Origin of the sequence: Priestia koreensis (assembly GCF_022646885.1) — a bacterium.
Lineage (GTDB): Bacteria > Bacillota > Bacilli > Bacillales > Bacillaceae_H > Bacillus_AG > Bacillus_AG koreensis_A.
Map to the genome: position 1 here is coordinate 769,373 of NZ_CP061868.1, position 13,867 is coordinate 783,239.

12 protein-coding genes and 1 other annotated feature are annotated in these 13,867 nt (G+C 38.3%); of the genes, 10 read left to right on the top strand and 2 right to left on the bottom strand.

The window, feature by feature from the left end; genetic code table 11:
- The first annotated feature begins 40 nt into the window (after positions 1 to 40).
- Positions 41 to 790 (top strand): YjbA family protein, encoded by a 750-nt coding sequence (locus IE339_RS03810; protein WP_242173678.1) that lies wholly within the window; start codon positions 41 to 43, stop codon positions 788 to 790.
- 31 nt (positions 791 to 821) lie between these two features.
- On the opposite strand, the gene trpS is transcribed toward IE339_RS03810, so the two are convergent.
- Positions 822 to 1,808: a tryptophan--tRNA ligase gene (gene trpS, locus IE339_RS03815; RefSeq protein WP_242173682.1), complete on the bottom strand. Its 987-nt coding sequence runs from the start codon at positions 1,806 to 1,808 to the stop codon at positions 822 to 824.
- A gap of 72 nt (positions 1,809 to 1,880) precedes the next feature.
- Positions 1,881 to 2,105 (bottom strand) — a binding site (T-box leader).
- A gap of 575 nt (positions 2,106 to 2,680) precedes the next feature.
- On the opposite strand from trpS, the gene IE339_RS03820 reads away from it, so the two are divergent.
- From IE339_RS03820 to IE339_RS03855, 8 genes are all read left to right on the top strand, one after another.
- Positions 2,681 to 4,342, top strand: coding sequence for a peptide ABC transporter substrate-binding protein (locus IE339_RS03820; RefSeq protein ID WP_242173684.1), 1,662 nt, complete (start codon positions 2,681 to 2,683; stop codon positions 4,340 to 4,342).
- A gap of 100 nt (positions 4,343 to 4,442) precedes the next feature.
- Entirely contained in the window at positions 4,443 to 5,378 is a 936-nt protein-coding gene (locus tag IE339_RS03825; RefSeq protein WP_242173687.1) for an ABC transporter permease, read from the top strand.
- A gap of 3 nt (positions 5,379 to 5,381) precedes the next feature.
- Positions 5,382 to 6,302 carry an ABC transporter permease gene (locus tag IE339_RS03830; RefSeq protein WP_242173689.1) on the top strand — a complete coding sequence of 307 codons (921 nt, stop codon included), beginning with the start codon at positions 5,382 to 5,384 and terminating at the stop codon, positions 6,300 to 6,302.
- A 14-nt stretch (positions 6,303 to 6,316) separates the two neighbouring features.
- Complete coding sequence (locus IE339_RS03835; protein WP_242173691.1) at positions 6,317 to 7,384, top strand: ABC transporter ATP-binding protein; 1,068 nt, start codon at positions 6,317 to 6,319, stop codon at positions 7,382 to 7,384.
- Positions 7,377 to 8,318 carry an ABC transporter ATP-binding protein gene (locus IE339_RS03840; protein WP_277933939.1) on the top strand — a complete coding sequence of 314 codons (942 nt, stop codon included), beginning with the start codon at positions 7,377 to 7,379 and terminating at the stop codon, positions 8,316 to 8,318. Before IE339_RS03835 ends, IE339_RS03840 begins: the two co-directional genes overlap by 8 nt.
- 449 nt (positions 8,319 to 8,767) lie before the next feature.
- Positions 8,768 to 10,363, top strand: a complete 1,596-nt coding sequence (locus IE339_RS03845) for a response regulator (protein ID WP_242173696.1) — start codon at positions 8,768 to 8,770, stop codon at positions 10,361 to 10,363.
- A gap of 5 nt (positions 10,364 to 10,368) precedes the next feature.
- The gene (locus tag IE339_RS03850) at positions 10,369 to 11,358 is read left to right on the top strand and encodes a hypothetical protein (protein ID WP_242173698.1); all 990 of its coding nucleotides are present in this window, start codon (positions 10,369 to 10,371) and stop codon (positions 11,356 to 11,358) included.
- Between the two features lies 1 nt (position 11,359).
- The gene (locus tag IE339_RS03855; protein ID WP_242173699.1) at positions 11,360 to 12,757 is read left to right on the top strand and encodes a glycosyltransferase family 2 protein; all 1,398 of its coding nucleotides are present in this window, start codon (positions 11,360 to 11,362) and stop codon (positions 12,755 to 12,757) included.
- A gap of 39 nt (positions 12,758 to 12,796) precedes the next feature.
- Here IE339_RS03855 and IE339_RS03860 read toward each other — a convergent pair whose 3' ends face one another.
- The gene (locus IE339_RS03860) at positions 12,797 to 12,982 is read right to left on the bottom strand and encodes a hypothetical protein (protein WP_242173703.1); all 186 of its coding nucleotides are present in this window, start codon (positions 12,980 to 12,982) and stop codon (positions 12,797 to 12,799) included.
- A 225-nt stretch (positions 12,983 to 13,207) separates the two neighbouring features.
- Here IE339_RS03860 and IE339_RS03865 point away from each other — a divergent pair, with 225 nt between their 5' ends.
- Entirely contained in the window at positions 13,208 to 13,786 is a 579-nt protein-coding gene (locus IE339_RS03865; protein WP_242173704.1) for a GNAT family N-acetyltransferase, read from the top strand.
- Positions 13,787 to 13,867: the final 81 nt, after the last annotated feature.

Genomic DNA, 13,867 nt, shown 5'->3' on the forward strand with positions numbered 1-13,867 from the left:
ACTGATTGTTAATTAAAACGTTAGTAAGTGAGGGATGACGATGCTTTATCTACATGATGTATGGGTTAACTGGTTCGAAGGTGAAGAGAATGGTTATAATATCTGCCATTTTCATGAATGGCGCAAGGATGACTCAGTCGAATTACTAGATCAGGTTCCATTACTAAAAGTTCCGTCTACGCTATTTCACTACATCGAAAATGATTTATCAGAACTTCCACAGCAGCTGTTGCACGATGTTTATCAGAAGGCCTACATCCGTAAAAATCATGAGCGTATTCAACTAGAATATTGCTTTGTTGTGACAGATGGAAATGGAATTTTAGCTGTAGACACGATGGGATATCATATTCCAATTCGTAAAAGCCGCATTATTCCAAGACAAGAGCAGCTCGTGTACGAAATGATTGAAAATCAAGAAGCGACTACATATGAATTTAGTGAAGGTCCACAAGATCAAAAAGAGCACCATATTTTATCACCAGCTCCCGTAACAATGACGGGTCTAACAAGAAAAGAACGTCAGCTTAAACAGCTGTTGTTCATGGCGCTAGATCAGCTTCATTCGTCTAATAATGCATCTCAAGTGCGCTATTGGTATACAGAATGGAATCCGAAAAATTACTCGGAAGTGCAGCGAATGGATTTTGAAGACGTTTGGCAAAAACTCTATGATGAGACAACGAGCGGATGGTCACCGAAACATATTACGCTTTGTGAGAATCTCATCAAAGGACAGCCGTTTTTTGAAAAGCTGTGGGAGATGGAACAGGAACCAAAAGTGAATTGAAAAAAGACACCGCCATCGGTGTCTTTTTTTCTTATCGCTTGCGGCCAATTCCCATGGCATTTCGCATTTTGCGAAGCATATTTCCTGCTACTTTGTTGGCTTTTTCAGCACCTTGATCAAGAATATCATCTAGTTCTGTTGAGTCAATAAGCTCATAATAACGTTCCTGAATAGGAGTAAGCGCATCAATGACTACCTGAGCTAAATCTGATTTGAAATCACCGTAGCCTTTCCCGTCATACATGGCTTCAATTTCTTCTAAGGTTTTTCCGCTTAGAATAGAGTAGATGCCCATAAGATTAGAGATGCCAGCTTTATTTTCTTTGTCATAACGAACGATTCCTTCTGAATCTGTAACGGCACTCTTAATTTTCTTTTCAATCGTTTTCGCATCATCAAGCATTGTAATAAATGATTTTTGGTTTGGATCTGATTTACTCATTTTTTTCGTCGGATCTGCAAGGGACATCACGCGTGCACCAACTTTTGGAATGCGCACTTCCGGAACTGTAAAGATGTCGTTGAACTTTTTATTAAAGCGATCTGCTAAATCACGTGTTAACTCCAAATGTTGCTTTTGATCTTCTCCAACAGGTACGAGATCTGTTTTGTAAAGAAGGATATCAGCTGCCATAAGCGGAGGATACGTTAATAACCCTGCAGAAACTGCCTCTTTACCTGAAGATTTGTCTTTAAATTGCGTCATTCGTTCTAGTTCTCCAATATATGCAACACATTGTAACATCCATCCTGCTTCCGTATGGGCAGGAACTTCAGATTGAATAAACAGCGTTGACTTAGTCGGATCAATTCCAACCGCTAAATAAAGTGCAGCAAGGCTTCGAATATTTTTACGAAGCGCTAATCGGTCCTGAGGAACGGTGATCGCATGTTGATCCACAATACAGAAATAGCAATTATAATCTTCCTGTAATTCTACGAACTGTTTAAGTGCGCCTATGTAATTTCCTAATGTAATTGTACCGCTAGGTTGAATGCCTGAAAAAATTGTTTTCATTGTTTTATCCTTTCACATAATACTTATTTTATTTTTGTAAAAAAATAAACGGCCCAAACATCCCTGTTGTCAAATAGGGACGAATGGACCGTGGTACCACCCTAATTATTTCATTGCTGAAATCACTCTGATCATACAAAATTAAAAGTATGTTTTTCGGTTAACGTCGAAAAAACGTTCAAGTATTTGGCTTGAAGACTCCAAAGTCCATTCCATATCCGTGAATATTTGCTCGCATCAACCGCAAATTTTCTGAAAAACAGCGTAATATGTACTATTCTTTTTCATCGTCTATAAAGGTATGAAATTGTGCAGTTACTGTTTATTATAACGGATCAGAAATTAAAAATGCAAATTGAGATTTGAAAAAAATATTTGCTTTTTCAACATAATATGCTATATTTTTCATATTCTTATTGCAATTTCTATTTATTGGGTGTGCTTCACTCATAAAGAAAATTTGATGTAGCTTTTTGTCGGATAGGTCTAAAGATACATATTTAGCAAAAAATTACATTAAGAAATAGTATTGCAATAAATTTTTAAAATATTTATAATAAACTGTAACAAGCATCTTTTTACAAAACTATTACAATACCTTAATTTTTCAGAAAACATAAAAAAGTGACAACATAAAGTCACGAAATGTTTTGAAAAGAAAAACACCTTTACGAGATCATTGTGTACATACTTTATAAAAGAGGGTACATAACCATTTCCTACTAGGAGCTTTTCATTCTACTAATTAGTTTGTATTTCTTTAATAAGAAAATACTGATTATTTAGATGATACAGAGTGTTGAAGAATTTAAGGTGTAATTAATTGTAAAAAAGGGTTTGTACTGTTTAAAACAAAAATGGGGGGTAATATCGTGAAGAAAAGATTATCCGTTCTTTTCAGCTTGCTTTTAGTTTTCAGTCTTTTCTTAACTGCTTGTGGATTCCAAAAAGAATCTGGCGGTAGTAAAGAAACAGGCGGAGACAACAAAAAAGGTGAGACTAAACTCGCTGACAAGCAAGAACTTCGTGTAAATATTAAAACTGAGCCATTCTCTCTAAACCCTGGTTTAGCGAATGATGCTACGTCTGGTAACGTGTTACGTCAAACATTTGAAGGGTTAACTCGTATCGGCAAAGAAGGCAAGCCGGAAAATGCGATGGCTTCTGACGTGAAAATTAGTGATGACAGCACAGTTTATACATTCACTATTCGTGACGATGCAAAATGGTCAAACGGTGATCCTGTAACAGCGAACGATTTCATCTACGCTTGGAAATGGGCGCTTGAGCCAAAAAATGAATCACAATATGCGTACCAACTTTACTATGTAAAGAACGCGCAAGCAATTAATGAAGGTAAAATGAAAGCTGACGATTTAGGAGTTAAAGCTGTAGACGACAAAACGTTAGAAGTAACGCTTGAAGGTCCTACACCTTACTTCTTAGAATTAACAGCATTCTACACATACTTACCTGTAAATGCAAAAATCGCACAAGCGAATCCAAAATGGTACACAAACGCTGGTAAAGACTATGTATCTAACGGACCTTTCGTTATGACTACATGGAAACACAACGATTCAATCGAGTTAGAGAAAAATGATACTTACTGGGATAAAGATTCTGTTAAGTTAAACAAAATTGACATGGCTATGATCAACGATACAAACACTGAATTATCAATGTTTGATACGGATCAATTAGACTGGGCAGGAGCTCCTACTGGAGAAATTCCACCTGAAGCAATTCCACAGCTTAAAGACGAAAAGAAACTTAAAGTTAAAACAATTGCTGGTACTTACTGGTACAAATTTAACACTGAGCAAAAACCTTTAAACAACGTCAACATTCGTAAAGCATTAGCTTATTCAATCGACCGTAAAGCGATCGTAGAGAATATTACAAAGGGTGGACAAATCCCAGCAATGGCAGCTGTACCACCATCCATTTTTGAAGAAAATAAAAAAGGTTTCTTCAAAGACAACGATGTAAAAGAAGCGAAGAAATACCTTGAAAAAGGTCTTAAAGAGCTAGGCTTAAAAGATGCTTCTGAATTACCACCAATCAAGCTTTCTTTCAACACAAGTGAAAGCCATGCGAAGATTGCTCAAGCGATCCAAGATATGTGGAAAAAGAACTTAGGCGTTGATATTAAACTTGATAACGCTGAGTGGGCTGTATACATTGAGAAGTTACACCGTGGAGATTACCAAATCGGACGTATGGGTTGGTTAGGTGACTTCAACGATCCAATTAACTTCTTAGAATTGTTCCGTGATAAAAAAGGCGGAAACAACGATACAAACTGGGAAAACCCAGAGTTCAAATCATTGTTAGCAGAGTCTCAAAAAGAGCAAGATGCTGCAAAACGTGTTGAACTATTGAAAAAAGCAGAAAAAATCTTCATTGATGAAATGCCTGTAATGCCAATTTACTTCTATACAAACGTTTGGGTTCAAAAGCCAAACTTAAAAGGTGTAGTAGTTTCTGGTCTAGGAGATGCACAATTTAAGTGGGCATACTTCACAAAATAAAAATGTATAGCATTTAAACCATGAAAGGTATATGGGGGAAATCCTCCATATACTTTTCTTTCTGATAGGGATTATATGTTAAATTATGGAGGTGTTGGCGTTGTTGAAATACATTAGTAAACGTATTGTGTATATGCTTCTATCACTCTTACTAATTGTAACAGCGACATTCTTTTTAATGAAATCTGCACCAGGTGGTCCGTTCACATCTGAGAAAGCAGTCTCTCCAGAAATTAAAAAGAATTTAGAAGAGTTTTATGGATTAAATCAACCGTGGTACAAGCAGTATGGTGATTATTTGGGATCAATCGCACAGTGGGATTTTGGCCCATCCTTTAAATATAAAGGTCAAACAGTAAACGATCTAATCGATCAAGGATTCCCTGTTTCATTTATGCTAGGACTAGAAGCGTTAATTCTAGCAGTAGCGGTAGGAATTATCCTTGGTGTTATTGCGGCTTTAAACCACAACAGGTGGCAAGATTATGGGGCGATGATACTCGCCGTGCTCGGAATATCTGTACCAAGTTTTATCATGGCAGCCGTATTGCAATACGTGTTGGCAACAAAATTCGGGTTGTTCCCTGTAGCAGGTTGGGATTCATGGATCTATACGTTCCTTCCAGCATTAGCTCTAGCAGCATCACCGATGGCATTTATCGCGCGTTTAACAAGATCAAGTATGCTTGAAGTATTAAGCAACGATTACATTAAAACGGCAAAGGCAAAAGGATTAAGTCGAAACGTTATTACGGTGAAGCATGCGATTCGAAATGCGTTACTACCAGTTGTTTCTTACTTAGGACCTTTAGCAGCGAGTGTTCTAACAGGAAGTTTTATCATCGAGAAAATTTTCGGTATTCCTGGTCTAGGGGCACACTTTGTGACAAGTATCTCAAACCGTGACTACACAACAATTATGGGTGTAACAGTGTTCTTCAGTATTATCCTACTTGTGTCCATTTTAATTGTAGATATCGTATACGGTTTGATTGATCCGCGAATTAAGCTTAGCGGTGGAAAGAAAGGAGCGTAACACATGCAACAGCAAATTCCTAAAAATATGTTTGAACGAGCAAGCGTTGACTTAAAGGAAGCAGAAAAGCTTTCAAAGCCAAGTCTATCTTTTTGGAAAGACGTGTTCGTTCGATTTAGAAAAAATAAATTGGCGATGTTTGGATTAGTGTTATTAGCTATCATCGTGTTCATGGCAATTTTCGGTCCGATGATGACGAAGTATGATTATCGAACAAATGATTTAATGCACGCAAACTTAGCACCATCTGGTGATCACTGGTTTGGAACAGATGATTTAGGACGCGACATGTTTGCTCGTACTTGGAACGGAGCGCGTATCTCATTATTCATCGGTTTAGCAGCAGCATTAATCGATTTATTCATTGGGGTAATTTGGGGAAGTATTGCTGGTTACCGCGGTGGACGAGTAGATGAATTCATGATGCGTTTCGCTGATATTTTATGGGGTGTTCCATATCTTTTACTAGTTATCCTACTTATGGTTGTGTTAGACCAAGGGCTAGGAACAATGATCCTCGCAATGACGATTACGGGATGGATTAACATGGCTCGTATTGTCCGCGGACAAGTATTAGGACTAAAAAACCAAGAGTATGTTATGGCTTCTCAAACACTAGGTGCAAGCACATCACGTATTCTATTTAAACATTTAATTCCAAACTCAATGGGTGCGATTTTAATTACGGTTACGTTATCAATTCCATCCGCTATCTTTACAGAAGCATTTTTAAGTTTCTTAGGTCTTGGTGTACCAGCTCCGAAAGCAAGTTGGGGAACAATGGCAAGTGATGGTCTTGCAGCACTTCGCTACTATCCATGGCGCTTATTCTTCCCAGCAACATTTATCTGTTTAACGATCTTTGCATTTAATGTAATTGGAGACGGACTACGTGATGCATTAGATCCAAGATTACGTAAATAAGGAGTGAGAAAAAAATGAAACACTTATTAGAAGTAAAAGATTTAGAAGTCTCATTCCATACGTATGGAGGAGAAGTAAAAGCTGTACGCGGTGTAAACTTTCACTTGGATAAAGGTGAAACGCTTGCAATCGTAGGTGAATCTGGGTCAGGAAAAAGTGTAACCTCTCAAACGCTTATGCGCCTAATTCCATCACCACCTGGTGTCATTAAGAACGGTGAAATTTTATTCAATGGCTACGATATTGCTAAAAAGACAGATAAAGAGATGGAAGCAATTCGTGGTAAAGATATCGGGATGATCTTCCAAGATCCGATGACGTCATTGAACCCAACGATGAGAGTTGGAAATCAAATCACTGAAGTGCTAACCAAGCACCAAAAGGTTTCAAAAGCTGCTGCTAAGGAACGCGTTGTGGAACTATTCCGCCTTGTAGGCATTCCATTTCCTGAAAAACGTGTAAACCAGTATCCACATGAATTTAGCGGTGGGATGAGACAGCGTGTAATGATCGCAATGGCATTAGCGTCTAGTCCAAAGCTTTTGATTGCCGATGAGCCAACAACAGCGTTAGACGTAACGATTCAAGCACAAATTCTTGAATTAATGAAAGACTTACAGCAAAAGATGGATACAGCGATTATTTTTATCACCCATGATTTAGGGGTTGTAGCTAATGTGGCAGATCGTGTAGCCGTTATGTATGCAGGGCAAATTGTTGAAACTGGAACAGTCGATGAAATTTTCTACAATCCAAAGCATCCATATACTTGGGGACTTCTAGCTTCTATGCCAAGTCTAGATAGTAGTACACAAGCAGAGCTAACAGCAATTCCAGGATCACCACCTGATTTAACAAACCCACCTAAAGGTGATGCGTTTGCACCGCGTAATCCTTATGCAATGAAAATTGATTATGAGCAGGAGCCACCAATGTTTAAGGTGTCAGACACTCATTATGCTAAAACATGGCTTCTACACCCGGATGCACCAAAGGTAGAGCCACCAGAAGCGGTCAAACTTCGCATGCGCCAATTATCAAATTCATATGCAAAACCAGTATTGGCGAAGGACGGTGAATAAGATGGCAGAAAAATTACTTGAAATTAAAAATCTAAAGCAGCACTTTGACGTTGGTAAAGGAACAGTTATCAAAGCGGTAGATGGAATCACATTTGATATTTTCAAAGGTGAAACGCTTGGTCTTGTTGGTGAATCAGGCTGTGGTAAATCAACGACTGGACGCACAGTTATTGGTTTATACAAAGCAACAGACGGAGAAGTCATCTTCAATGGCGAAAATGTTCACGGCAAAAAGAACAGAGAGCAAATGAAAAAGTTCAACCGTAAAATGCAAATGATTTTCCAAGATCCATACGCATCTCTTAACCCGCGTATGACCGTAGCGGATTTAATTGCTGAAGGTATTGATATTCATGGTTTAGCTAAAACGAAAAAAGATCGTCTAGCGCGCGTTCATGAACTTCTTGAAACAGTTGGATTAAATAAAGAGCATGCAAATCGTTATCCGCATGAATTTAGTGGTGGGCAACGTCAACGTATTGGGATTGCTCGTGCTCTAGCTGTCGAACCGGATTTCATTATCGCTGATGAACCAATCTCTGCACTTGACGTATCCATTCAAGCGCAGGTTGTTAACTTAATGAAAAAGCTGCAGCGTGAAAGAGGACTAACGTACCTATTTATTGCGCATGATTTATCCATGGTGAAATACATTAGTGATCGAATTGGCGTTATGTATCGCGGTCGCATCGTTGAGTTAGCGACGAGTGATGAACTATACAAAAACCCTGTTCATCCTTATACAAAAGCACTGCTTTCGGCTATTCCTCTTCCAGATCCTGAAACAGAACGTACGCGTGTACGTAAAATTTATGATCCGGAAAGTCACCAATACAATGGTGAAGAGCCAGAGTTACGCGAAGTATCACCTGGCCATTTTGTATCTTGTTCAGAATCCGAATTTCTAACATACAAATCACAGGTGCATGCCTAATAAGGTTAAAGAATAACGATCTCCGCTGGAGGTCGTTTTTTTTCTAAAAGCTGTTAAACATACAAAAGTTGTCAGATCTGTTGACAACTTTTTTTAATTATACAGCATGCATAATAAAAATTCTATCTAAATTTTCAGAATAGAACATTAAAATAAATTTTTACCAAATATGTATATTAATAGATAGGTAAAATGACATATAATATACGATATACAATTGGGAAATGTTACAAAAATAAGATGTGCAAATGGGTCCATATACGTTAAGAGATAACCGATTCTTTGAGAAATAGTTCTAAAAGGTTCGCATAGGCGACAGGTGTTCACATACAAGGGTAGAAAAAGCTTTGTGGATTTGTATTCATTAAACGTTTGATCCCTCTTTTTTCGACGCGCAAGCGGTTAAAAAATTGATTTATCTATCATGTATCTAAAGGGCAGTGGTAAACATGAATTCAAAATATCAACAAATGTTTCTAAACAACCTTCAAGAAAAATGGGAGGAGTTCCAAGAGCAGCAGTGGAATGTTGACGCTGATGAGGTCGTCCACTTTTTTCATCAAATTGCTGGCACAGCAGGAACGATCGGATTAGAAGAAGTAAGTAAAGTTGCAGCGGATAAGTTGAGGAAGGTTGAAAAAGACCCAGAAAGCATTCACTTCAAAAAAAGCGTAGAGTGGCTTCTTCATGTTGGAAATGGTACACAAACTGATGTGTCTTCATCAATCAACATCTCGACGGTTCAAACGAGACAAAGAGGGGTGCTGTTTTTAGTAGATGAAGATCCACTCTGTTTGCTTTATATGAGAGAGTCACTCGAGCATATTGGGTATCATGTAGTCGCGCTAACAGACCCTGCTACGGCTTTTGAACAATTTTACGACATAGAGCCGGATTGCATCCTGTTAGACATGCAGTCTAACAGGGAGCATACGTTTGCAGCGATTTCTCAGTATTTAGAAGTGATGAATCAGCATTTTGTTCCCATCATATTAATGAGCTATGACGATTCGAAAGAAAATCGTCTATCGGCTTATCAATCAGGTGCGGATGATTTTATTGTAAAAAACATCGAGGTCGATGAACTTGCTTTTCGTATTAGTCGGCACGTCCAAAAAAAGACGATGATTAATCGTTATCGTTATATGGATGAATTAACGAAGGTTTACAACAAATCTTACACGGAAGTCGCCTACAATCAATTTCACTATGACTTGGATCAGCATGACATGTCCTTTTGCATGGCCCTTGTCACGATTGATCAATTTAAAGAAGTGAATGAGCGTTATGGTCATTTAAAAGGTGATCAGTTATTAATTACGACGGCAGATTTTTTATCTGGTTATATGAATGGAAATGAAGTAATTATTCGACACGATGGAGCATCCTTTTTACTATTCTTACGGGAGAAGTATGCTAAAGGGGCGCAGCAACGCGTAAAGCAAATCATCAATGATTTTTCTGATCTGTGGGTAGAAGGTATTTCAGAAGAGATTATTCTTAGCATGTCTAGTGGGCTAATAAAGCTAGAAGAAAAGGAGAAGCAGCTAGCATCAGCGCTTGAGAGCGTAACGAAAGCATTAGCTCATGCAAAGCATCAGGGGGGCAATCAGCTTGTTGTCGCAGGTGATCATTTAGGAACCATTCAAAAAAAGATCAATATTGCCATTGTGGATGATGATGAAATTTTGCGAAATATTTTAGTTAGGCTAATTACGAAAATATTTGCCGAAAAAGATTATGATGTTCAAGTCGAAGCATTTCGTGAAGGACTCTCATTTTTAGCAAGTGATAGCTATCAGCAGGATGTTCCGTGCCTTGTCATATTGGACCGGATGTTGCCAAGATTGGATGGTTTATCTGTACTTAAAAGATTGAAGGAAAATTCACTATTTAATACGTACGTCCTAATGCTAACAAATCGGAAAAATGAAGAAGATATTATTTTAGCGCTTCAAAGCGGAGCCGATGATTATTTAACAAAGCCATTTAAGTATGAGGACTTAGAGTCTAGAGTAGCTATGCTTGTGAAAAGGATGGTTTAGGAGCGATGGGCTTAACTGTCAATATTGTAACGGCTTTATGTATATATTCAACTCTGTTCATTGTCATATTGTTTCTTTATGTGATCGTAACGAGGTTAAGGGAAATTCTTCGAGAACAGAAGGTGCAGCAATTAAGAGACTACTATCAGCCAAGCATTTTAGCTTACATTGAGAATCCTGGGAATGCCACTGCTATTTTGCCAGAAACGAACCTTCAGTACGAAGCGATTGAATTAACGATGAGTGATATTGTGAATTATGTAAATAGTGAAGAGCAGCTCGTCACGATTTCATCCTATATGAATCAGCACTTTACGAAACGATACGAGCAAGCACTCAAAAGTAAAAAGTGGAGCAAAAGGATGAATACGCTCTACTTTGTTGGCGACTTTCGGCTGAAGTCTTTGGAAAGTCTTCTTCTACAAATGATTAATAGAGAAACAATAACGGAAGATGAGCGTAATGAGATTCTAATCATCCTCGCAAAATTTCAGCATGACCATTTATTAGAACTTGTACTAAAACAGCCTCACTTGTCGATTTTTACGTATCAATTAATGCTTACTGCTTCAAATGAGCAGCTTTTAGAAATGTTTGTAGCCAACTATGATTCACTGCCGTATAAAATGCAGCTTAGCTTGATACAAGTTGTAGGAGAAAAGAAGCTTTTAAAGTATATTGGTTTTTTAGAAGAGCGTTTAACATCAGATGACAAAGAAGTGCGAGTGCGCGTATTAAAGTCGATGTATGAGTTAGATTACCTGCCTGACCCTCGCTATCAGGAATTTGTTTCATCGCCTCATTGGGAAGAGCGATTATTTATTGCAAAAATGCTTGAGCAGTGGATTGATTCAAAATATGTACGCGATCTGCGTGTTCTAAACATGGATGAACATTATCTCGTTGGAGAAACGGCAGGACGCGCTTTATCGTTTTTGTTTCCAGAACATAACGATCTATTGGTAGAAAGTGCGATTGGAAGAGGGAGCGAATAAGATGGTTCATACATTCCTACAAATAATCATGTACGTTATTTTGATTTACACGCTCATCGTCATCTCGACTTACTCCGTCATGTTCATGATTTCGTTTTTTTACGTGCGCAGGCTTCGCGATTTGCATCCGAAAAACCCGTACGATGTTTTAGTAGAAACTACTTTTACGAAGCCTATCTCTATTTTAGTGCCAGCATACAATGAAGAAAAAGGAATTATCGGCAGTGTCAGTTCCTTGCTTAGCATTCAGTATCCTGAATATGAAGTGATTGTGGTAAACGATGGTTCCCGTGATCAAACGTTAGAGACGCTCATTGATCATTTTGAATTAATCTTAATCGATCATGAGTATAAGCCAGAGCTACAAACAAAATCTGTTCATGCGGTTTATCATTCCAAACTCAATCCCGCTCTTTATGTTGTGGACAAGGAAAACGGAGGAAAGGCTGATGCATTGAACGTAGGAATTAATTTGTCTCACTTTCCGTACGTTTGTGCAATTGATGCCGATTCTGTGTTAGAGCGAGACGCATTTTTAAAAGTAATGAAGCCAATTCTAGATGAAGATGAAGAGGTCGTAGCAATTGGTGGCAGTGTCCGCATTGCAAATGGGTGCCGAATTGAGGGCGGAGAGGTAATGGAGATTGGCTTATCGAAGAGCCCTCTTGTCATCCTTCAGGTTATTGAATATTTACGTGCGTTTCTGATGGGACGTATCGGATTAAGCCGAAACAATTTATTGCTTATCGTATCAGGAGCCTTTGGTGTGTTTTCAAAGAAATGGGTGAAGGTTGTTGGCGGATATGCTGAGACAGTAGGCGAGGACATGGAGCTAATTGTACGTCTGCATCGCTACATTTGTGAAGAAAAGCTGAACTTGAAAATTGTTTATATTCCAGAGCCCGTATGCTGGACAGAAGCTCCAGAATCTTTATCGATTTTACGAAAGCAGCGAACACGCTGGCAGCGAGGGCTGTTTGAAAGCCTGTGGATGCATAAAAAAATGATTGGAAATCCTCACTATGGAAAAATAGGGCTCGTATCTATTCCTTATTTTGTTTTTATTGAACTTCTCGGCCCTATTATTGAGATGATGGGTTACCTTTTATTAATTGTCTTTCTCATTATGGGGAATTTATATGTAGATTTTGCGATTAAGCTTTTACTTTTAAACGTGCTGTACGGTTCTATTCTTTCCGCATTTGCCGTTACGCTTGAAGAATGGTCTTTTCGAAAGTATCCGAAGCTTACGCACATATGGAAGCTGTTTTTGTATAGCTTTACAGAATCGTTTTGGTATCGACCGTTGACCGTCATCTGGCGCTGCGAAGGACTGCTACAAGTTCTGTTTCGTAAAAAGGGATGGGGAGATATGGTGAGAAAAGGAGTATCATCTTAAAAAGGAAGCGCCTCGATTTGTTCGAGACGCTTCCTTTTTCTATTTCTTTTTCCCGCCTACTTTGTTCCATCCTTCTTGGGTGCGATTGGATCGTACGACAAATTCATTTCGACGCTTATGACTAAGCAACCGTTCTCCAATTCCATTTAGCGTGACGCCCATTAATGCGGTAAATCCGATTACTAATGTGGCGACCAACAAAAAATCCACTACGTATCCTGTCATCGTCATCCCTCTTTCAAAGGTTTTTGATCGAACGCGAAGCACTAGAGAATAATTTCTTCTTTTTCATTCCATTTTATAACAAGTTTGATCGTAGGGAAAGAGTGGTAAAAAATCAGAAAGTACGTTATCTCCCCGTACGTATCCTTTCTTTCGGTCATAAAAATTTCACGAACTGGAAACAGTAACAATAGCATTTGATAACCGTACGTTATAGAGGAGGACCCCATGAACTGGTATGAAAAATTAAGCAAATACTTTCCTGTTGAAGAAATGAAAGCAAAAGAACATATGGAAGCCCTTTTAAAAGAGCGCTCTGATATTTATCGTAAAGATGAAGGCGAGCATCACGTACTCATGTATGTGGAATTTGATGATTTTATTTTTATCGATTACTTATTTGTTTCAGCTGCCTCTAGGGGGCAGGGGCTAGGACATAAGTTATTAGGAAAGCTCAAAGAACGAAACAAGCCGATTATATTAGAAGTAGAACCCGTTGACTATGCGGATAGTGATTCGGAAAAAAGACTGCGCTTTTATAAGCGTGAAGGCTTTCACCACGCAAAGACAATTGGTTATCGTCGACGTTCCCTAGCAACGAATGAAATAAACCAAATGGAAATTCTCTACTGGTCTCCGAGTGAAGAAAGTGAAGAAACGATTTTAGAAAACATGAAGCGCACTTACGAAATGATCCATACCTATAAGGATAAGGAATGGTATGGTTCATCTTATTCACCGTCTCATAAGGTATTAACTATTGATAAAGATCGTGAGGATGGAGATATTTTAGCTGACCTAAAGTAAATTTCGAAACTACCTTTTTTCATCAAAAAAGGTAGTTTCTTTCATTTTATCCTATTGTTTTTCGAAAAATATTTTTTAAAA

Bases quoted from the DNA above. Each gene is read 5' to 3' on its own strand.
- IE339_RS03810 (WP_242173678.1), top strand. From the start codon at position 41: ATGCTTTATCTACATGATGTATGGGTTAACTGGTTCGAAGGTGAAGAG.
- trpS (WP_242173682.1), bottom strand. From the start codon at position 1,808: ATGAAAACAATTTTTTCAGGCATTCAACCTAGCGGTACAATTACATTA.
- IE339_RS03830 (WP_242173689.1), top strand. From the start codon at position 5,382: ATGCAACAGCAAATTCCTAAAAATATGTTTGAACGAGCAAGCGTTGAC.
- IE339_RS03835 (WP_242173691.1), top strand. From the start codon at position 6,317: ATGAAACACTTATTAGAAGTAAAAGATTTAGAAGTCTCATTCCATACG.
- IE339_RS03845 (WP_242173696.1), top strand. From the start codon at position 8,768: ATGAATTCAAAATATCAACAAATGTTTCTAAACAACCTTCAAGAAAAA.
- IE339_RS03850 (WP_242173698.1), top strand. From the start codon at position 10,369: ATGGGCTTAACTGTCAATATTGTAACGGCTTTATGTATATATTCAACT.
- IE339_RS03855 (WP_242173699.1), top strand. From the start codon at position 11,360: ATGGTTCATACATTCCTACAAATAATCATGTACGTTATTTTGATTTAC.
- IE339_RS03860 (WP_242173703.1), bottom strand. From the start codon at position 12,982: ATGACAGGATACGTAGTGGATTTTTTGTTGGTCGCCACATTAGTAATC.
- IE339_RS03865 (WP_242173704.1), top strand. From the start codon at position 13,208: ATGAACTGGTATGAAAAATTAAGCAAATACTTTCCTGTTGAAGAAATG.